Source organism: Pseudonocardia halophobica (assembly GCF_050948485.1).
Classification (GTDB): Bacteria; Actinomycetota; Actinomycetes; order Mycobacteriales; family Pseudonocardiaceae; genus Pseudonocardia; species Pseudonocardia halophobica.
Genome location: NZ_CP192046.1, coordinates 6,038,108 through 6,056,195 on the forward strand (window position 1 = coordinate 6,038,108; position 18,088 = coordinate 6,056,195).

Annotated in this window: 18 protein-coding genes and 1 pseudogene; 12 read left to right on the top strand and 7 right to left on the bottom strand. The window is 68.9% G+C overall.

The genetic code is table 11. The features are described 5' to 3' along the window. Positions 1 to 746: 746 nt before the first annotated feature. On the bottom strand, positions 747 to 1,361 hold the full coding sequence (locus ACQP04_RS28820; protein WP_433503677.1) for an aldolase/citrate lyase family protein: 615 nt from the start codon (positions 1,359 to 1,361) through the stop codon (positions 747 to 749). A 121-nt stretch (positions 1,362 to 1,482) separates the two neighbouring features. Here ACQP04_RS28820 and ACQP04_RS28825 point away from each other — a divergent pair, with 121 nt between their 5' ends. The 5 genes and pseudogenes from ACQP04_RS28825 (at position 1,483) to ACQP04_RS28845 (ending at position 6,986) form a co-directional block, all read left to right on the top strand. Continuing rightward, entirely contained in the window at positions 1,483 to 2,289 is an 807-nt protein-coding gene (locus tag ACQP04_RS28825; RefSeq protein WP_433503678.1) for an enoyl-CoA hydratase/isomerase family protein, read from the top strand. Between the two features lie 689 nt (positions 2,290 to 2,978). After that, positions 2,979 to 4,235 (top strand): amidohydrolase, encoded by a 1,257-nt coding sequence (locus ACQP04_RS28830; protein WP_433503679.1) that lies wholly within the window; start codon positions 2,979 to 2,981, stop codon positions 4,233 to 4,235. A gap of 115 nt (positions 4,236 to 4,350) precedes the next feature. After that, positions 4,351 to 4,578 (top strand): hypothetical protein, encoded by a 228-nt coding sequence (locus ACQP04_RS28835; protein ID WP_433503680.1) that lies wholly within the window; start codon positions 4,351 to 4,353, stop codon positions 4,576 to 4,578. Positions 4,579 to 4,714: 136 nt separating this feature from the next. After that, positions 4,715 to 5,476, top strand: coding sequence for a transposase (locus ACQP04_RS28840; RefSeq protein ID WP_433503681.1), 762 nt, complete (start codon positions 4,715 to 4,717; stop codon positions 5,474 to 5,476). A 683-nt stretch (positions 5,477 to 6,159) separates the two neighbouring features. Continuing rightward, positions 6,160 to 6,986 (top strand): annotated as a pseudogene (locus ACQP04_RS28845) (IS5 family transposase). 262 nt (positions 6,987 to 7,248) lie between these two features. On the opposite strand, the gene ACQP04_RS28850 reads toward ACQP04_RS28845, so the two are convergent. The 6 genes from ACQP04_RS28850 to ACQP04_RS28875 form a co-directional block, all read right to left on the bottom strand. Beyond that, on the bottom strand, positions 7,249 to 7,518 hold the full coding sequence (locus ACQP04_RS28850; protein ID WP_433503682.1) for a hypothetical protein: 270 nt from the start codon (positions 7,516 to 7,518) through the stop codon (positions 7,249 to 7,251). A gap of 65 nt (positions 7,519 to 7,583) precedes the next feature. Continuing rightward, positions 7,584 to 7,913 (bottom strand): MGMT family protein, encoded by a 330-nt coding sequence (locus ACQP04_RS28855; RefSeq protein WP_433503683.1) that lies wholly within the window; start codon positions 7,911 to 7,913, stop codon positions 7,584 to 7,586. Beyond that, positions 7,910 to 8,383 (bottom strand): DUF488 domain-containing protein, encoded by a 474-nt coding sequence (locus ACQP04_RS28860; RefSeq protein WP_433503684.1) that lies wholly within the window; start codon positions 8,381 to 8,383, stop codon positions 7,910 to 7,912. Before ACQP04_RS28860 ends, ACQP04_RS28855 begins: the two co-directional genes overlap by 4 nt. A 333-nt stretch (positions 8,384 to 8,716) precedes the next feature. After that, on the bottom strand, positions 8,717 to 10,333 hold the full coding sequence (locus ACQP04_RS28865; RefSeq protein WP_433503685.1) for a catalase: 1,617 nt from the start codon (positions 10,331 to 10,333) through the stop codon (positions 8,717 to 8,719). Positions 10,334 to 10,398: 65 nt separating this feature from the next. Further along, positions 10,399 to 10,908 carry a Fur family transcriptional regulator gene (locus tag ACQP04_RS28870; RefSeq protein ID WP_433503686.1) on the bottom strand — a complete coding sequence of 170 codons (510 nt, stop codon included), beginning with the start codon at positions 10,906 to 10,908 and terminating at the stop codon, positions 10,399 to 10,401. A gap of 89 nt (positions 10,909 to 10,997) precedes the next feature. After that, the gene (locus ACQP04_RS28875) at positions 10,998 to 11,465 is read right to left on the bottom strand and encodes a MarR family winged helix-turn-helix transcriptional regulator (RefSeq protein WP_433503687.1); all 468 of its coding nucleotides are present in this window, start codon (positions 11,463 to 11,465) and stop codon (positions 10,998 to 11,000) included. A gap of 109 nt (positions 11,466 to 11,574) precedes the next feature. Here ACQP04_RS28875 and ACQP04_RS28880 point away from each other — a divergent pair, with 109 nt between their 5' ends. The 7 genes from ACQP04_RS28880 (at position 11,575) to ACQP04_RS28910 (ending at position 18,052) form a co-directional block, all read left to right on the top strand. Further along, a complete protein-coding gene (locus ACQP04_RS28880; protein WP_433503688.1) occupies positions 11,575 to 11,859 on the top strand; it encodes a DUF3040 domain-containing protein in 285 nt (94 codons plus the stop codon). An 85-nt stretch (positions 11,860 to 11,944) separates the two neighbouring features. Further along, on the top strand, positions 11,945 to 12,847 hold the full coding sequence (locus ACQP04_RS28885) for a slipin family protein (RefSeq protein WP_433503689.1): 903 nt from the start codon (positions 11,945 to 11,947) through the stop codon (positions 12,845 to 12,847). Then, positions 12,844 to 13,854, top strand: coding sequence for a universal stress protein (locus tag ACQP04_RS28890; RefSeq protein WP_433503690.1), 1,011 nt, complete (start codon positions 12,844 to 12,846; stop codon positions 13,852 to 13,854). Before ACQP04_RS28885 ends, ACQP04_RS28890 begins: the two co-directional genes overlap by 4 nt. Before the next feature lie 28 nt (positions 13,855 to 13,882). Next, complete coding sequence (locus ACQP04_RS28895; RefSeq protein ID WP_433503691.1) at positions 13,883 to 14,731, top strand: DUF2249 domain-containing protein; 849 nt, start codon at positions 13,883 to 13,885, stop codon at positions 14,729 to 14,731. A gap of 34 nt (positions 14,732 to 14,765) precedes the next feature. Beyond that, a complete protein-coding gene (locus tag ACQP04_RS28900; protein ID WP_433503692.1) occupies positions 14,766 to 15,110 on the top strand; it encodes a cupin domain-containing protein in 345 nt (114 codons plus the stop codon). Between the two features lie 540 nt (positions 15,111 to 15,650). Beyond that, complete coding sequence (gene acs, locus ACQP04_RS28905; protein WP_433503693.1) at positions 15,651 to 17,654, top strand: acetate--CoA ligase; 2,004 nt, start codon at positions 15,651 to 15,653, stop codon at positions 17,652 to 17,654. After that, entirely contained in the window at positions 17,651 to 18,052 is a 402-nt protein-coding gene (locus ACQP04_RS28910; protein WP_433503694.1) for a carboxymuconolactone decarboxylase family protein, read from the top strand. The genes acs and ACQP04_RS28910 overlap by 4 nt, the downstream gene beginning before the upstream one ends. Positions 18,053 to 18,088: the final 36 nt, after the last annotated feature.

The window sequence follows — 18,088 nt, forward strand, 5'->3', positions numbered from 1 at the left end:
GGGCCTGGCGATGTGGCGCCGCCGCGCCAGCGCCCTGCACGTCCTTCCCGAGCCCGCCGCAGGCCGCCCCGTCGCCCAGGTCGCCGCCGACCTCGGCTACACCGGCCCGGTGGCCTTCACCACGATGTTTACGGACCGGTGGGTGATGCCGATCTTCGATCAAGGAATCGCTCGCCAAGGCGCAGGCGCTCGGTCCACGGTGCGTGAACCCACATCGAGGAGTCGACGTTGTCCTTCGTTCGCGGCCCGCGTCGCTCCACGTGCTCCGGACAAGGCCATCGGGCCGTGCTTCAGCGCGGCTGACGGTCAGAGCACGTCACGGTTACCGGTCCAGGCGCCCGTCACCTCGACCGCCAGAGCATCGCCACTCTGCACGCAGCGCCCCTCGCGACCCATGTTCGTGCCACATGTGGTTCCACGAGCACGGCCAGGCCCGACGACAGCCGAAGAGCCGCCAGGCAGCCCCACGGGGGCGGCTTCGACGGCCCTTGAGCCTCCGCCCAGTCCTGCGCGCGCCGGACCGCTCCGAACGAGGTGACCCGCGCCAGCGAACACGATCTGGCCGAGCCGGCACGTCTGTGGAAGACAGAGGGCTGCCCCATCGGCATCGCCGCCAACCTCGCCCGCAAGGCGCCGATGTTCGTGGGACGGGAACGCGATCAGGCCGCCACCCGGCGTGCTGCCTCGACCTTCTCCCGTCCCGCTGAGAGCAGTGCCCGGTCGTTGCCGACGGTCAGGACGGAACCCTAGCCGTGCGTATTCCGTTCCGTGCCTCCAGCGAGCCCTGCGACGATGCTGGGCTCGACAGAGATCCCCGCGACCTTGTTGAGCGCGTCCTCGACCCCGGGCGTCGGAGCCTTGACCTCAGGCTGCAGCCCCATCATGAGCGCCAGGTCCGCGGGTCCGACGAAGATCCCGTCGACGCCGGGCACCGACGCGATCTCCGCGGCGTTCTCCATACCCGTCGCGGTCTCGATCATCACGAACAGCGCGACCTGCTCGTTGACCGCGGCCGGATCGGAGCCGAGCGCCGAGCGCCGAGCGCCCGCAGCATCGGCTCGAGCTCGGTCACCCCGAATTCGCCGTGCTGGCGGTCCAGGATCGGGCTCGACGAGATCCACACTCGGCGGCAGCGCGCCGCGGCAGCCGCGCGGCGCTCGCTGCCAACGTCCTTTCGAAGGACGGCGGGCGGTCCGACTGGCCAAGCTGGCGATCCGCACCGGGATGGACGGCAACCAGCCGAAGCGGTCTCGTCGTCGAGAGGCTCGAGCCTTCCTTGAGAAGCGGGCCCCGCGTTCCAGGGTCCTGACCGCCCTCAGGCCATGCTGCTCGGAGAACTCCGGCCACCAACGACCGGTCATCTGTAGGGGATCAGGGTGTTGTACTCCCCGGTGCCGGACGGCAGGTGGTCGTAGCGCACCGTGGGGCCGTTCGGGACAGTCTGACCGTTTCGACACCAGCTACGAGAGGACCACGCCGCAGATGAACTTCTCCGACTACCATCAGCTGGCCTTCGAGCGCCACGACAACGGCGTCCTGCTGATCACCATCAACCGGCCCGAGAAGTACAACGCCACCGACGAGCAGCTCCACGGTGAGCTCGCCCGCGTGTGGCGCGATGTCTCCACCGATCCCCACACACGTGTCGCGGTGATCACCGGCGCCGGCAAGGCGTTCTCCGCCGGTGGGGACCTGGCGATGGTCGAGCGCATGGCCGGCGACCACGAGCGGGTCTCACACATGCTCAGCGAGATGAGCGACCTCGTCTACAACATCATCAACTGCGAGAAGCCCATCGTCTCGGCGATCAATGGGGTCGCGGTCGGCGCCGGCGTGGTGGTCGCGCTGCTGGCTGACATCGCCATCTGCGCCGAGGACGCCCGGCTTGGCGACGGCCACGTCAAGCTCGGGGTGTCCGCCGGGGACCACGCCGCGATCATCTGGCCGCTGCTGGCCGGGATGGCCAAAGCCCGCTACTACCTGCTCACCGGCGAGATGGTCACCGGGGCCGAGGCCGAGCGGCTCGGGATGGTTGCCAAGGCGCTGCCGCGCGACCAGGTGCTCGGCGAGTCGCTGCGGGTCGCCCAGGTCCTGGCCACCGGAGCCCAACACGCCATCCGGCTCACCAAGCGCTCCCTGAACAGCTGGCTGCGGGCCGCCGGACCGACCTTCGACCAGTCCGCGGCCTACGAGATGCTCTGCTTCATGGGCCCCGACGTCGTCGAGGGCGCGAAGGCGCTGCGCGAAAAGCGCGAGCCCCGGTTCCCGTCAGCCGGCACACAGCCCTGAGCAGATCCAGGTTGACGCCCCGTCACTGCGAATCCGTCCGCACCCTGCTGGGGCCTACGCCTGCACGGCGTCTAGAGGATGCGCAGCAACGGCCTACGTTCATCGAGGATCTACACCAGATCACCCCCAGCACATCGTCCTCGCCATGGGCGATGGCCCCAGGGGCGATGCTCGTCGAGCGCCTGTCGGCTCGGGACGCCGCCGCGGTCAAGTACCGCGTCGCGCGGCGCCTGCCCTCACCGAGACCGGGATCGGCATCGCCCTCCTGGCCCACACCGCCGCGCAGGCGCGGGACGAGGCTCTGGCCCGAGCACCCACGCGAGCAACCTCCGCCGGCTCCTGGTCACCGTTGGCAGGCAAGATGTCTGCGCCATGATCGGGCCCAACCTGCTCCGCAGCGGGCGAACTCAGCACTCCCCGGTCCCCCACCATGATGTCGTCGGTCGCCGCGCCAACCCTCAGCCGTCGCGGCGACCTGTCGGGCGCCCGGGATCCCGGCGGCGTCGACGGTTGCTGACTTCACACGCGCGAGGCACCTGGTCCCGGCTCCGGGAAACGGACCGAGAAGGGAGCCATCCCCTGCTGCGGAGAGTCGCTGGGTCGGATCAAGCCCGGCATTATGGGTACGGGCCTTGCCAGCACGCTTGACGTCGCTTGTCCGGCGCGCATCGCCGGGGAGAGGACCGATCATGACCGCCGCTGACCTTCTCGCCGAGCTGGACACGATCCAGCCCTGGCACCTCGACTTCTACCAGGACCTCCATCGCCATCCGGAGCTGAGCTTCCAGGAGGTCAGAACCGCGGGGCTCGTCAGCGACCGGCTCAGCCACCTCGGGTACGACGTACACACCGGCATCGGCGGCACCGGGCTGGTCGGGGTCCTGCACAACGGCGACGGCCCGACGGTTCTGGCGCGGGCCGACATGGACGCGCTCCCGGTCCGCGAGGCCACCGGGCTGCCATACGCGTCCACCGCCACCGGTACGGACTCCACCGGGCACCAGACACCGGTGATGCATGCGTGCGGTCACGACATGCACGTGACCTGCCTGCTGGCGGCAGCGCAGCTCATGGCCGACCACCGGGACGCGTGGTCCGGGACGTTCATCGCCCTCTTCCAGCCCGCCGAGGAGCTCGGCACCGGCGCCCGCACGATGGTCGAGGACGGCCTTGCCGACGTGATCCCGAAACCGGACGTCGCGCTCGGACAGCACGTCATAGGTCTCCCCCACGACACCGTCGCCTCCCGCCCCGGCGCCGCTCTCTCCGCCGCCGACAGCATCCGGATCACCCTGCACGGCCGCGGGACCCACGGATCCATGCCGCACTACGGGATCGACCCGATTCTGCTCGGCAGCGCGGTCGTGATGCGGCTGAACGCGATTGTCTCCCGCGAGCTGCCACCCGGCCACTTCGGCATCGTGACCGTCGGCAGCTTCCAGTCCGGCAGCAAGAGCAACGTGATCCCCGAGACCGCGACACTGCTGCTGAACCTCAGGGCGTACGACGACCGCACCCGCCAGCAGCTCCGGGACGCCATCGAGCGGATCGTCAAAGCCGAGTGCGAGGCCTCCGGGTCCCCTGCACCACCGGAGTTCGACTACACCAACGCCTTCCCGCTCACCGAGAACAGCCTGGACGCCTACGAGAAGGTCTCGGCGGCATTCACCGAGCACTTCGGCAACGAGGCCATCCTCATGAAGCCCTCAACCGTGAGCGAGGACTTCAGCGACATCCCCCGAGCTCTCGGGGCTCCCTATCTGTACTGGATCTGGGGCGGCTTCGACCCCGACACCTACCGCCGCGCAGAGGCCGACGGGACGTTGAGCAAGGTCATCCCCGGCAACCACGCCAGCACCTTCGCCCCCGTCCCGGAACCCACCTTCCGCACCGGCGCCTCCGCGATGACGGTCGCGCTGATGAGCTACCTGGCCCGTCGAAGCTGATCGACAGCTGAATCACGAGGCGCCCACACCGCTGTCATCCCTGAAGCCGCCTCGCTGGACCGTATGAGGGGCCGGCGCCTCGCTCGTGAGTTGGCGCGGGTCACCGTCACGGCCGGTGGCGGTGCCGCATTTACGGGAGGCGCCGGTGCTGTCGGAGCGTACGTGTGTTGGCCTGGATGTCCACGCCCGCTCGGTGGTCGCGTGCGCGATCGACGACCAGGCCGGGGAGATCCGAACGTTGCGGTTGTCGCCGAAGACCCTGCAGATCGTCGACTGGATCAGGGGGTTGCCGGGGCCGGTCGCGGTCAGCTATGAGGCCGGCCCGACCGGGCCAGAGCGTTGAACGCGGCGGGGATCCGGTGCGAGGTGGTGGCCCCGTCCAAGCTCGAGCGCCCGCCCGGGGACAAGGTCAAGACCGACCGGCGCGACGCCGAGCGGTTGGCCCGGCTCTGCGGATCGGGGAGCTATCCGGGATCCGGGTGCCGACCGAGACCGAGGAGGCCGCCCGGGATCTGGTGCGGGCCCGCGAGGACGCCCGCGGGGATCTGATGCGGGCCCGGCACCGGCTGTCCGAGCTGCTGCTGCGCCACGGCCTGGTCTGGGACCACAGTGCCTGGACCGGCGCCCACGACGCGTGGCTGCGGTCGCTGCACTTCGACCGGACCGGAGTGCAGCTCGCTTTCGACGAGGCCTACGAGGCCGTGCTGAGCACCCAGGCCCGCCGCGACCGGCTCGACCGCGCGATCGAGGCGATGGCCGCCGAGCCGGCGTTCGCGCCGGCCGTGGGCCGGCTGTGCTGCCTGCGCGGGGTGGCCACGTCGACCGGGTTCGGGCTGGCCGTGGAGATCGGCACTGGCGCCGGTTCACCGGCGCGACGATCGGGTCCTACCTCGGGGCTGGTCCCGTCCGAGTCGTCGACCGGGACCCGGCGGGTCCAGGGCGGGATCACCAAGACCGGGAACAGCCACGCCCGCCGGTTGTTGATCGAGGCGGCCTGGCATCACCGCAAACGCTACCGGCCCAGCCGCGAACTGCTCCGCCGCCGAGCTCACCAGCCGCCGGCGGTCTGGGCCCGGGCCGATCAGGGCAACCGGCGGCTGCACCGGCGCTGGGCCCGCCTGGATGCCCGCCACAAGCGCCCCACGGTCAGCGCGGTCGCCGTGGCCCGCGAACTCGCCGGCTGGTGCTGGAGCCTGGCTGTGCTCGACGACCCGGACCACGCGGCCACCCGGCTGGGCTGAACTCGGCCGGTCCCCCCGGAACACCGGTGAGGGCCGGTCGTGAGGGGCAAGTGCGAGGAACGATCCGCGGCACAGCTATGAGCACCGCCGCAGCATGATCGCGGTGGCGACGCTCGCCCCTAGAGACGCGGCCGTTCCCGACGAACACCCGGTCATGCGGTAACCAACCCGCGCATATCAGCCTGACCGCGCGTCGACGCGACAGCCTCTCCACGACCGGCTCTCACCGGCCCGAATACCTGCTCAACCGGCTCCGGAAACCTGTATGAGCAGCCACGACGCTGCTGCATCGTGGCCAACCACCCCTGCCCACTTGACAACAGGGGCCCCATATCAGCTCTCCCAGCCCGGCATCCGCGACCCAATCGCCACGGCCGAGAGCGAGCAGGCGGCTGGCGACACCGGCACCGGTGAGGATCTGCGCGCAGAGTTCGGACGCCGCCAAGATGAGCCCCGGTACGGGCGATTCGCCCCCGGGAAACGCCGAACGACCGTAACGAGTCGAGATCAGCAGCGAGGTTCGCCGCAGTCCGCACCGGCTGCCGAGCAAGGTGGCGGCCGAGATCATCGAGTTCATCATCGGCGCATTGGCCGACAAACCCTCGCGGCTAAGAGCTCGTTCCAGGATGATCTCGGCGTGTCTGCTGTGGAGGAAAGCTGATCTCGGCCAGGCTGTCGGCCCCGTGGTGGAGGATCTTGTTCCGGACCCGTTGTGGGAGCGGGTCGCACCGCTACTGCCCGCACGACCACCGCGGCGGCGCCGGTCCCCGGGCGGCTGCCGGTGGACGACCGGCTCACGCTGACCGGGATCGTCCACGTGCTGCGCACCGGGATCACCTGGAACTAGCAGCGCAACGAGGCATTCTTCAGGACGAAGTAGCTACCCGCCGCGATGCTCGGCTGCTCCGGGGACCTGCTGGCGGCGGGTGCGGGACCGAGGCGGGGTATGGCCGGCCCTACACGAGCTGCTGCTCGCCCAGCTGCGCGCCACCGGGCTGCCCGACCTGGACCGGATGGCGCTCGACGCCTCGCACATGCACGCGCTCAAAGGGACCATGTCGCGCCGCCCCGGTCACCGCGGCCACCCAGGCTCCAAGCACCACCTGATCGTCGACGGGCACGGCCTCCCGCTCGCAATCACCCTGACCGGCGGCAGCCGCCACGACGTCACCCAGCTGTTGCCGCTGCTCGACGCGATCCCGCCGATCCGCGGCACCCGAGGCGCACCCGGCGCAAGCTCCGCGCGCTCTACGCCGACCGCGGCTACGACTTCGACAAGTACCGCCGGCTGCTGCGCCAGCGTGGGATCACCCGGCGGATCGCCCGGCGCGGTGCCTCGCACGGCTCGGGGCTGGGCAAGATCCGCTGAGTCGTCGAGCACGGCTTCGCCTGGCTACGCGCGTTCACACGCCTCCGCACCGGCTACGAACGCCGCGCCGACATCCACCTCGGCCTGCCCCAACTCGCGTGCGCCCTGATCTGCCACCGCCAGCCGGCAAGGTCATTCTGAGAACGTCCAAGCAAGCCGCTCGGCGAGCTCAGTGACTATCGCAGCGCCCGCCAGCGATTATCGAGTCCTCGGCCGGGCTCGATGAGGCCGCCCCCTCGTACTGGTGGTGCGGGTCGCTGAGCGCGCCCACGTCTATCGACCCTGGTGAGGCGCCCAGTCGGACGTTCGAGCCCACGGTGTACCTGGCCATGGACATTCCCCGGGCGCCGCGTCTACCGAAGCCCGCGATCGAACTACCGGAGACCCCGGACTCTGAAGGGTCCTACTGCCAGCTTGTGCTGTCCGGGCAATGCCACGTCAGCCAGGCCAGACCGGAGGTGATGAGCGCAGCCAGCGCCGCCATCGGCAGTCCGAGGGCCAACAGCAGCATTGCGACCAGAAGCGCGGCCATCACGGTGATTCGAACGCCCCGGCGGTAGCGCCGATCGCGCAGCCTGCGCTCGTGTCGGTCGAAAGCCCGGGTCATGCGCAGATCCTGGGCGAGTACACGCGCGATCGCGCGTATGTCCTGCCACTCCTGGTCGCTGGCCATGACACACCTCCGGCCCACCCGAATTCTATCGGACTACGACATAGTTCGCTCCGGCACGTACAACATCAGTCCGGGGCGTCCCAGTGATGCCGCGCGCGGTGCATCTGGGCCCGTCCTGCCATCATGGGCGTCCCCTCTTCCTTGAGGAGCTCGGCTGCCCTTCCGCCGTGGCATGACGCGGGTGTTCCGTCGGCGTAGACGACGCGCCACCACGGGGTGTCGTCGTCGAGTAGGCCCATGGCGCGTCCCACCTGTCGTGGGCCCGCACCGATCCGTCTGGCGACATCTCCGTAGGACGCCACGAAGCCGGCTGGGATCGAGGTGACCACCTCCCGCACAGTCGCGACGATGGTCCTCCCGGTGTGCCCATCTCCGGTGTGCTCATCCGATGTCACGATCGGGGCGGATACGTCAGCTGGCCGTCCTGGACCTGCGCGTGCTGGTGCAGGGCCGCACGCCTTGTCGAGGTGATCGACATGATGTGCACGACGTCGACGTTCGCCACGATCAGAGCATCCGTGATCAAGCTGCGATGGCAACGCCATGGCATCGCCTCGCTGCACATGATCGCTGGCCGTTCCTGCTCCGCCAGCTCCAGCAACTCCTTCAGGCCTTCCTTGAAAGACTCTGACGCCATGTAGTCGGCGTAATCGCGGAACGCCCGAACTCGCCATCCACCATTCATGCTCGACTGCCCCTTTGGCGTGTGTCGGCGACCACCCAACTGCGGAATCCACTGATATTCGATATGGTCGGACAGCGCCTCCACGATCGCCGACTGGTCCCATTGAGGGAACTTCCTCGATGAAGGGAACCTTCGTACATCGACCAGGCAGGTGACGTTATTGTTCCGCAGCATCTCCACTACTTCATCGAACTCGCGAGTCGAGTGCCCTACTGTGCAGACGCGGTACATGACTACCTCGCCACCCCTACCTCACCTTGCCGAGCCTCGCTGAGCACCCCACCGTACCGATATGCCCATGTCGGTACGGTGGGGTGCGCAGCCCCGGGGGTCGCCCGAGCAGCCGAGGCACCCGCACGTCGGTCTGCTGCGCAACCTGCGGAAGGAGGCCGACGCGGCCCGGTGCAGACCATTGGGCGGCAAGGACGAACGAGGCGCGCCGGATGATGGTCTGTGTGTCACCCGGGCCCGGCCCCGCCGTGGGCGTCAATAGCGAAATGGCCGGGTCGGTGGTCAGCGCCCAACAACGACACGCTTGTTCGGGACACAGTGGGTCATGACGTGACCCTCGACGTCGCGGGGGCCGTTCTTACCGAGGTTGGCCAGTCGCGCCCGCTCTCCATCGGACAACGTCTGGGTGGGCAGCGGCTCGAGGTGCCCGACGTCGACGACGTTGATCCCCAGGCCTTCACCGACGCGCAAGCCCAGCTCGTCCTCGGCCAAGAGAAGGTGCCAGACCATCCGCTCCTGGATGGCACGGTCGCACTGGCTCAGCACACCAATCAGGTTGATGACGAGGTCGTCGCGCTCCCACTGCTCGGAGAGCAGGTAGCGCTCCCCGGCTTGGGCATAGTCGTTGGTCCGTGGGATGCGCCGACGAGTCAGCCGACCGACGATCTGCGGACCTTGCTCATCGTGGGCCGGGGACCTGGCCTCGCTCAAGCCGCCGAGGATCGAGGGCTCGTAGTTCACGTGCGGATTCTGACCCTCTCCCAGCTCGACGCTGTAGGCCATCTGGCCGTCGCGCTGGTTGGTGGCGACCTCAGTGCCCTTGGCCGAGTTGACCGGCAGCTGCAAGTAGTTGGGGCCCACCCGGTAGCGCTGGGTGTCGCTGTAGCTGAAGGTCCGGCCCACGAGCATTTTGTCGTCGGAGAAATCGAGACCGTCGACGAGCACACCGGTGCCGAACGCGATCTGCTCGTTCTCGGTGAAGATGTCGTCCGGGGCTCGGTCGAGCACCATGCGGCCGACTGGCTGCAGCGGGAACTGCTCCTCCGGCCATACCTTGGTGTCGTCGAGCGGGTCGAAGTCGAGCTCGGGGTGGTCGTGGTCGTCCATCATCTGGACGAGCAGCTCCCACTCCGGGAAGTCACCACGATCGATGGCATCGTACAGATCGCGGGTGTGTGAGCCCAGGTCGTTGGCCTGGACGTTGGCGGCGTCCTGCGCGGTGTAGGACTCAACACCCTGTTTCGGCAGCCAGTGGTATTTGATCAGTTTGGTCTCGCCTGCAGCGTTGACCCACTTGTAGGTGTTCACTCCGAAGCCCTGCTGGGTGCGGTAGCTCGCGGGGATGCCTCGTGGGCTGAACACGAGAGTGACCATGTGCAGCGCTTCGGGAGTCTGGCTGATGAAGTCGAAGACGCGATTGGGGTCCTGACGTTCGAACGTCACCGGGTCCGGCTTCTGGGAGTGGATGAGATCAGGGAATTTGATCGCGTCCCGAATGAAGAAGACACCCAGGTTGTTGCCCACGAGGTCCCAGTTCCCGTCCTCGGTGTAGAACTTCACCGCGAAGCCGCGAGGGTCGCGGGCGACTTCCGAGGAATCGCGCCCGCCGGCCACGGTGGAGAAGCGGACGGCGAGCTCGGTGCGTTTGCCCGGCTCCTGGAACAGCTTCGCCCGGGTGTAGGTGGAGGCGGGCTGGTCATCGACCTTGCCGTAGGCCTCGAAGTAGCCGAAGGCGGTAGTGCCCCGGGCGTGCACCACCCGTTCCGGGATCCGCTCCCGGTCGAAGTGGCTGATCTTCTCGAGGAACTGGTAGTTCTCCAGCGTCGCCGGGCCGCGGGCGCCGATGGTGCGCTGGTTCTGGTTGTCGTGGACGGGGTGGCCCTGACGAGTGGTCAGCACTGCTCGAGCGGTACCGGATTCGGGTTGCCGGGTGGTCTCTGTAGCCATGGCGTACCTTTCTCGCGTCAGTAAGGGGGAAGGACGGGTCTTGCGGGATTGCGGGCCAGCTTCGACGCGGCTGGGGCACATCGAGAGCATCGGCCCCAGAACGTCACCTCCACCTCGTCGACGACGAAGCCGACCGCAGTGGGCGGGGTTAGGCAGGCTGGGTGCCCCGTGGCGCGTGCGAGGTCGCGGATGTGACCGCATCCGCGGCACACCAGATGGTGGTGGTGGTCGCCGACTCTGGTCTCGTATCGCGTCGGGTGCCCAGCGAACTCGACCCGCCGGACCAGCCCGACGCCGTGCAGCGCGGCCAAGCAGTCGTAGACAGCCTGTGCGGATAGGCTGCCGAGCTCGATGCGCGCCTGCGCCGCAACAGTCGCCACTGTGAGGTGTCCCTGCCCGGCTCTGGCCCGATCAAGCACCCGCAGAACGGCAAGACGAGGCCTGGTCACCCGTAGCCCTGCTGCACGCAGCCGGGGGCGGTTCACCTCGACATCGCCGAGCTCACGCCGCTGTTCGCTGCTGGACATGGCTCCTCCGGCCACAGAAGTTCTATCGTGTTACGACATAATTGCCCGGCGAGCCGATCACGCATGTTGGGGTGTCCACGCGGGCGCGGTCAGTCCGGGCTGTCTGCATCCGACGGGAAGCTGGCCGGCTCGGGCGCCTCCCAGCTGGGCAGGGCGAGGACGGTGCTCATTCGCTCCAGCTCGCTTCGGTGCAGCGCGCTCAGTTCGGCCAGGATCTGCTCCCCGGCCGAGGTCAGGCCGACCCGCACCACCCGGGCGTCGTCGGGATCGTGGGCCCGCTGCACCAGTTTCTGCCCCTGGGCTCGGTTCACCAGCTCGACGGTGCTGTGGTGGCGAAGTTGCAGGCGTTCGGCCAGCTCGCCCACGGTGGCCCACTCGCGTCCGGGGAAGCCCTTGAGTGCGAGCAGTAGCTGATACTGCTGCGGGGTGATGCCGTGGCGGCGCACGGTCTCCTCGCTGAACCGCAGGTAGCGGCGGATGCCGAAGCGGAACCGGGCAAGGGCCTCGAAGTCCTGCTTGGTCAAGGGCGTCGGCTCTGCCCGGTTCTCCTGCTGCACGGTCACAGTGTGACGAGACCACCTTCCAGTCCACGGTTGGACCCTCCTTGCCGTTTCTATCGTACTACGATATAACTCGTCTGTGTGCTTGTGAAGTAGGAGGTGCGTGGTGTTCGACGAACATGATCACCGCACGCTGGACGAGCTCGAGTGGAACCTCTCGATGGAGGACCCGGAGTTCGTCGTGAGGTTCGACCGCGGGCAGCAGCGGATGTCTGCGCAGTTCCGGCATCGACGCGGGACCCGCATCGCCCTGGTCATCGCCGTGTCCGTGGGGGTCCTTCTGCTGCTCCTCGGCACGCCGGCCGGAGCCGTGGCGGCGATGCTGACCACCGGGCTGGTGTGGCTGGCTTGGCGGTACCCGAACCTCTTCGTCGGGTCGTCCCCCTCATGACGACCTCCTCACCAGCTGTGCCGGCGCGATCCGCCGGGCCGCACGTCCTTGGGCAGCATCGAATCTTCCCGATCGGAGGCATCTGATGGTCGTTCTATGGATCTTGATCGCGGTGGGGGCACTGTGCTTCTTGGGCGCCGCGACGAGCGTGCGGGTGGTGCAGGAGTTCGAGCGGGGGGTGGTGTTCCGGTTCGGCCGGGTGCGCCCGCGGACCCTGGGACCGGGACTCGCGCTGCTGGTCCCGGTGGCCGACCACCTGCACAAGGTCAGTCTGCAGGTGATCACCCTGCCGATCCCGGCGCAGGACGGGATCACCAGCGACAACGTCACCGTCCGGGTCGACGCCGTCGTCTACTACCGCGTGGTCGACCCGGTCCGGGTGGCCGTCGACGTCCAGGACTACGGCTCGGCGATCCTGCAGGTCGCCCAGGCCTCGCTGCGCTCGATCATCGGCAAGAGCGAGCTCGACGACCTGCTGTCCAACCGCGAGCGGCTCAACCAGGGCCTCGAGCTGATGATCGACAACCCGGCGGTCGGCTGGGGCGTGCACATCGACCGCGTGGAGATCAAGGACGTGGTGCTGCCGGAGTCGATGAAGCGCTCGATGTCGCGGCAGGCCGAGGCCGAGCGCGAGCGCCGCTCCCGGGTGATCACGGCCGAGGGCGAGCTGCAGGCCTCCAAGCAGCTCGCGGAGGCGGCCGAGGTGATGACCGCCCACCCGGCGGCGCTGCAGCTGCGGCTGCTGCAGACCGTCGTCGAGGTCGCGGCGGAGAAGAACTCCACCCTGGTCCTGCCCTTCCCCGTCGAACTGCTGCGGTTTCTCGAGCGGTCGACCCCGCCCGGCGCGACGGCCTCCGACATGCCCGGCGGACAGAGCTCGGACCTGGCGGCCGGGCTCGACGCGACGTTGAAGTCCGTCTATCCGCGTCAGGGCCACTCGACGTTCTGTGCCGACGTCCTGACTGCGGATGACCGGGCTGTGCCATGAAGCGGCGCATTGTGGGGGATGTCGTCGTCGGCGTGAACGAGCACCCGTCCTCACTGGCGGCTCTGGACTGGGCTACCGCCGAGGCGGCAGCCCGGGGGACCGAGCTGCGGATCGTCCATGCACGATACTGCCCGGTCCCGCCCGACCCCTACGGCATCGTCGTTCCCGTCGATGAGATCTGCGCTGCTCGCGAAGCCGGCGAGCGGGTGCTGCGGGCGGCGGTCCGTCGCGTCCGCGACATCGCTTCGGATGTCTCGGTGTCCGCGCACCTGGCCTCAGGCCTCGCCGCCCAGGTGCTGCTCGACTGGAGCCGGGACGCGGCGCTGCTCGTCGTCGGAGTGGCCGGCCCCGGGCAGCGCCGATGCGTCCCCCGCCCGCGTCTGATCAAATGGGCTTCCTGTCCGGTCGCGGTCATCCGTGACCGGCAGGTTCCCCAGCGTGCCCGCAGCAGCCCGCGTGTCGTCCTGGGGGTGGACGGCTCGGGTCGGGCCACCCCCGCGATCCATGCCGCCTTCCATGCTGCGGTCCAGCGTCAAGTTCCGCTCCTGGTCGTCCACGCCCACAAGCCCCCGGATCCTCCGGCCTACACCGAGGCCTGGTCGAGCACCGCTCGCGGGAGCATCGAACGTGCGTTGCAGGCCGGGCGTGCCGCCTACCCCGACGTCCCGGTCATCATCGCGATCGATACCGTCGGCCCGGTCGAGGCGTTAAGCAGGCGAGCCGCCGGCGCCGCCCTGGTCGTGGTCGGCTCGAACCTCCATCGCGGCATGCCGATACTGAACTGCCAGCCGATCTCCCACGCGGTCCTGGAACACATCGCAGCCCCGGTACTCGTGGTACCCCGCAGAGCAGGCCGCCGCCACACTTCGCAGCGCCCCGACCAGGCAGGCCGTGCCGATGTGGGGCGAGCCGATGTGGAGCGTGCCGACAACGCCACGCGAGAGACACCGCCGACTCATCGGCGTGCCAAGGACCATCACCGGTTCTTCGGAGGGCCGTCGCAGTGACCCGGCTCGACCCACACTCACCGTCGAGATGCTCACCGTCGAGACAGTCGCCGACGAGGCGGGCCACCTCCAGGCGCAACACCAGGTGCTGCATCGGCAAACCGACAGCCAGACCGGCAGGCAGGAGCACGACGTGTCCTCAGCAACCGAGATCCACATTCTGGGCACCGAAGACGACCCGGCGAGGCGAGCGTATGCACTGCTGCTCGACCGCGACGCGGAGATGCTTGCCGACCTGGCGGCGAAGGTCGAGCTCGCCACCGGGTTCGGCCTGTCCTTGGTGCGCCGCGAGGAGGCCCAGGACTCACTGGTCGAGTTCTGCTCGTCCCTAGTGCGCCGACACCTGGAGGCAACGGATCGTGTCCTCTACGCGGTCGCCGCGGGCGCCGAGGAGACCCGCCTGCTCGTGCGGTCCCTGCGCCTGCAGCACGAGATGATCCAGCGGCGCGTCGCCCGCCTTGCGCAGGCGAACACAGCCGACGAGGTGAACGAAGCCGCGCATGCCATCCTGACGCTGCTGCGGGCCTGCGCCGAGATCGAACAGCTTCTCCTGCTGCCAGCACTGGCCGAGCTGCCCGGAGTGGAACTCTCGGACCTCGCCGAGGACGTGTTCACTCTCCTGGCCCGCGGGCACCTAGAGGTTCCCGACGTGCTCGACGTGCGGGAGATCCCCCACGGTCGCCGCCACCCCCGCATCTTCGGCATCTACGCTCGCCTCGCACCCGGAGAGTCGTTCGTCCTGGTCAACAACCACGACCCCAAGCCGCTGCACCGCCAGTTCCAGGCCACCTACCCGGACCAATTCGGCTGGACCTACCTGGAAACCGGTCCCGCGCAGTGGCGCGTCCAGATCACCAAAGCGCTCCAGGAGACCTGAGGGGATGGTAAGGACTCCCGGCGTCGTCCATGACATGCACCATGTGCTCGCCGACCACACCGCTCTGCCACCCGGCCCGAGCTGGCGGCTCGCCGAGCCGGGCCGGCAGCTGGACGCCAACGTCGTCAACCTCGCCGCGGGCCACACCATCGAGACACACGCGGAGCCAGACCTCGACGTCCTGGTCGTGATCCTCTCCGGCACAGGCTGCGTCGAGACCAACGGCACCACCCTGACACTGACCGCCGGGGAACTGCTGTGGCTACCCCGCGGATCGACCCGCAAGCTCACCGCCGGCGCTCGCGGCCTGGCCTACCTCACCGGGCACCAACGCCGATCCGGGCTGCAGATCGGGTTCGGTCCACCCTCGTCCGGCTGATCCTTCTCCCTGAGAAGTGGGCAGGCGCCCTGGCTCTCCCGTTTATATCGTGTTACGATACTTCTGTTGAAGGGATTCGTCTCGACAGGTCGGCACCCACTTTCGGAGGCGTGTCATGGCTCTGGGCCCCCTGGTCAGAAGCTCGCGTAGCAGCTGTCTCGCAGATGACCGTGGCAGGGCTGCTCATCGGGGCTTGATGACTGTGTTGGAGGTGCTGGTCACGGGCTTGCTGCTGCGGGGGCCGTGTCCGCTCTTGGACACCGAGCTCGGCCGGCGTCGCCGCACCGGCTCGCCCCGCCTGGCAACGCCCTGGCCGCTACTGACGCTGCGGCCGATCGAGCAGGCTCCGGTTGGGCACTTCGAGCCCTCCTGTCAGAGGGCGATACCGCCGGGTCGGAGCCGCAACGTCGCCGATGCGCGGGCCGGTGTCGAGCTGCGCAGGGGTGTACGGGCCGGCGAGACCCGGGCCAGACGGATCGCCGGATGTGTTGCAGGCCGAGCCAGGCCCGCGTCGGCCACCCGAGGGAGCAGAGGGACAGCATGACGAAGATTGACGCGCTGAGTACGAGCTCGCGCCGCTACCAGCCCGGCCCGGAGCTCGCCCAGGCCTCGAATGCCTCCGCTGAGCTCTACGAATCGGGCCTCGAGGAGTTCTGGGACCGCGAGGCCGGTCGGCGACTCGACTGGTTCAGCCCGTACACCACGGTGCTGCGCTGGGAGCGGCCCTACGCGCAGTGGTTCCTGGGTGGGCGCCTCAACGCCACTTACAACTGCGTGGATCGCTGGGTGGAACACGGCCAGGGCGACCGCGTCGCCTTTCACCTGGTGCCCGACGACGGCCCCGGCTCGGCGGCCTGCACGGACCTGACCTACGCCCAACTTCAGCGCAGAGTCGTGCAATTCGCCAACGGGCTGAGATCTCTGGGCGTCGGCAAAGGCACCCCCGTCGGGATCTACCTGCAGATGATCGCCGAGCTGCCCATCGCCATGCTCGCCTGCGCCCGCCTCGGCGCACCGCATACCGTGATCTTCGGCGGATACAGCGGAAAGGCCGTTGCCGAGCGGGTCGCCGACATGGGCTGCACCGTGCTGATCACGCAGGACGAGGCGGTCCGGGCCGGGCGGGTGTGGCCGCAGAAGGCCAACGCCGACGCCGGGCTCGCCGAGACGGGTACGCAGGTCGAGCGCGTCGTCGTGGTCCGGCGCACCGGCGGGGACGTCGCGATGCACTCTCCGCGCGACCTGTACTGGGACGATCTGATCGCAGGACGGTCCGACGACCCGGCCAGCTGCCCGTGCGAGCCGATGGACTCGGAGGACCTGCTGTTCCTGCTCTACACCAGCGGCACCACCGGCAAGCCCAAGGGCGTCGTGCACACCACGGCCGGCTACCTGCTCGGCGCCGCCACAACCCATCACTACGTCTTCGACCTGAAAGACGACTCCGTGTACTGGTGCGCAGCCGACATCGGCTGGATCACCGGGCACACCTACATCGTCTACGGGCCCCTGGCCAACGGCGCGACCAGCGTGCTCTACGAGGGCACCCCGGCACATCCGGACCGTGACGTCTGGTGGTCGATCATCGAACGCTACGGCGTCGACGTCCTCTACACCTCCCCCACCGCCATCCGCACCCACATGAAGTGGGGGCCCGCACACGCACAGGCCCACGACCTGTCCTCCCTGCGCGTCCTGGGCAGCGTCGGCGAGCCGATCAACCCCGAGGCCTGGGAGTGGTACCGCACGCACATCGGAGGCGGCACCTGCCCGGTGGTGGACACCTGGTGGCAGACCGAGACCGGCCACATCCTCATCTCCCCGCTGCCCGGGGTGAGCACCCTGAAGCCGGGTTCGGCAGGCAAGCCGTTCCCCGGCGTCGACGCCGCGGTCTACGACGACAACGGCGCGCTCGTCGGGCCGGGCGAAGGCGGCAACCTCGTGCTGCGCCAGCCGTGGCCGGGGATGATGCGCGGCCTGTTCGGCGACGACGAGCGCTATCGGCAGAGCTACTGGTCGAAGTACCCCGACGCCTACTTCGCCGGCGACGGCGCGCGCATCGACGACGACGGGGACTTCTGGCTGCTGGGGCGCATCGACGACGTGACCAACGTGTCGGGGCACCGGATCTCCACGATCGAGGTGGAGAGCGCGCTGGTCGACCACCCCGCGGTCGCGGAGGCAGCAGTCACCGGCCGGCGCGACCCCGACACCGGGCAGGCGATCGTCGCCTTCGTCGCAGTGAAAGACAACGCCACCGGCTCCGATGAACTGGCCGCCGCCCTGCGCGACCACGTGGCCACCCAGATCGGCAAGCTCGCCAGGCCCGCGCAGATCATCTTCAGCTCCGATCTGCCCAAGACCCGCTCCGGGAAGATCATGCGAAGGCTGCTCAAGAACCTCGCCGAGGGCGAACCGCTGGGAGACACCTCCACACTGGTCGACCCGGCGGTCGTGCAGGACATGCAAGGCCAGAGCGGCTCCCGCCACCAGGGCATCCCCGCGTCAGGGGAGCTCACCGGCATCGAGGAGGCCCAGCAATGAGCGGCTCGGGACCAAGTGAGGACATTTACCCGGCGGCGACCCCCGAGATCGGGGCCCGCCGCCGCCAACTCGCCCCCGAGATCGACCAGGCCTTCCACAGCTTCAGCCGCACGGTCTTCGCCGACGGTGCGCTCCCGCAGAAGACCAAACAGCTCATCGCCGTCGCCGTCGCTCACGTGACCCAGTGCCCGTACTGCATCACCGGGCACACCCGCCTCGCCCAGCGCAAGGGCGCCAGTTCCGAAGAGATCATGGAGGCCATCTGGGTCGCAGCCGAGATGCGCGCCGGCGGGGCCTTCGCCCACTCCACGCTCGCCCTGCACACCCTGGGAGAGACCGCTCCCGTTCCCGCCTCCGACAAGCCGGACGAGCCGCAGCCGGAAGCAGGCACCCCGTAGGGCAAGCCACGACGACCTGGTAACCGCCACATTCTG

Excerpts from the sequence above, each read along its gene's own strand:
- ACQP04_RS28820 (WP_433503677.1), bottom strand. The coding sequence starts at position 1,361 with ATGACCGGTCGTTGGTGGCCGGAGTTCTCCGAGCAGCATGGCCTGAGG.
- ACQP04_RS28825 (WP_433503678.1), top strand. The coding sequence starts at position 1,483 with ATGAACTTCTCCGACTACCATCAGCTGGCCTTCGAGCGCCACGACAAC.
- ACQP04_RS28830 (WP_433503679.1), top strand. The coding sequence starts at position 2,979 with ATGACCGCCGCTGACCTTCTCGCCGAGCTGGACACGATCCAGCCCTGG.
- ACQP04_RS28850 (WP_433503682.1), bottom strand. The coding sequence starts at position 7,518 with ATGGCCAGCGACCAGGAGTGGCAGGACATACGCGCGATCGCGCGTGTA.
- ACQP04_RS28870 (WP_433503686.1), bottom strand. The coding sequence starts at position 10,908 with ATGTCCAGCAGCGAACAGCGGCGTGAGCTCGGCGATGTCGAGGTGAAC.
- ACQP04_RS28885 (WP_433503689.1), top strand. The coding sequence starts at position 11,945 with ATGGTCGTTCTATGGATCTTGATCGCGGTGGGGGCACTGTGCTTCTTG.
- ACQP04_RS28890 (WP_433503690.1), top strand. The coding sequence starts at position 12,844 with ATGAAGCGGCGCATTGTGGGGGATGTCGTCGTCGGCGTGAACGAGCAC.
- ACQP04_RS28895 (WP_433503691.1), top strand. The coding sequence starts at position 13,883 with ATGCTCACCGTCGAGACAGTCGCCGACGAGGCGGGCCACCTCCAGGCG.
- ACQP04_RS28900 (WP_433503692.1), top strand. The coding sequence starts at position 14,766 with ATGCACCATGTGCTCGCCGACCACACCGCTCTGCCACCCGGCCCGAGC.
- acs (WP_433503693.1), top strand. The coding sequence starts at position 15,651 with ATGACGAAGATTGACGCGCTGAGTACGAGCTCGCGCCGCTACCAGCCC.
- ACQP04_RS28910 (WP_433503694.1), top strand. The coding sequence starts at position 17,651 with ATGAGCGGCTCGGGACCAAGTGAGGACATTTACCCGGCGGCGACCCCC.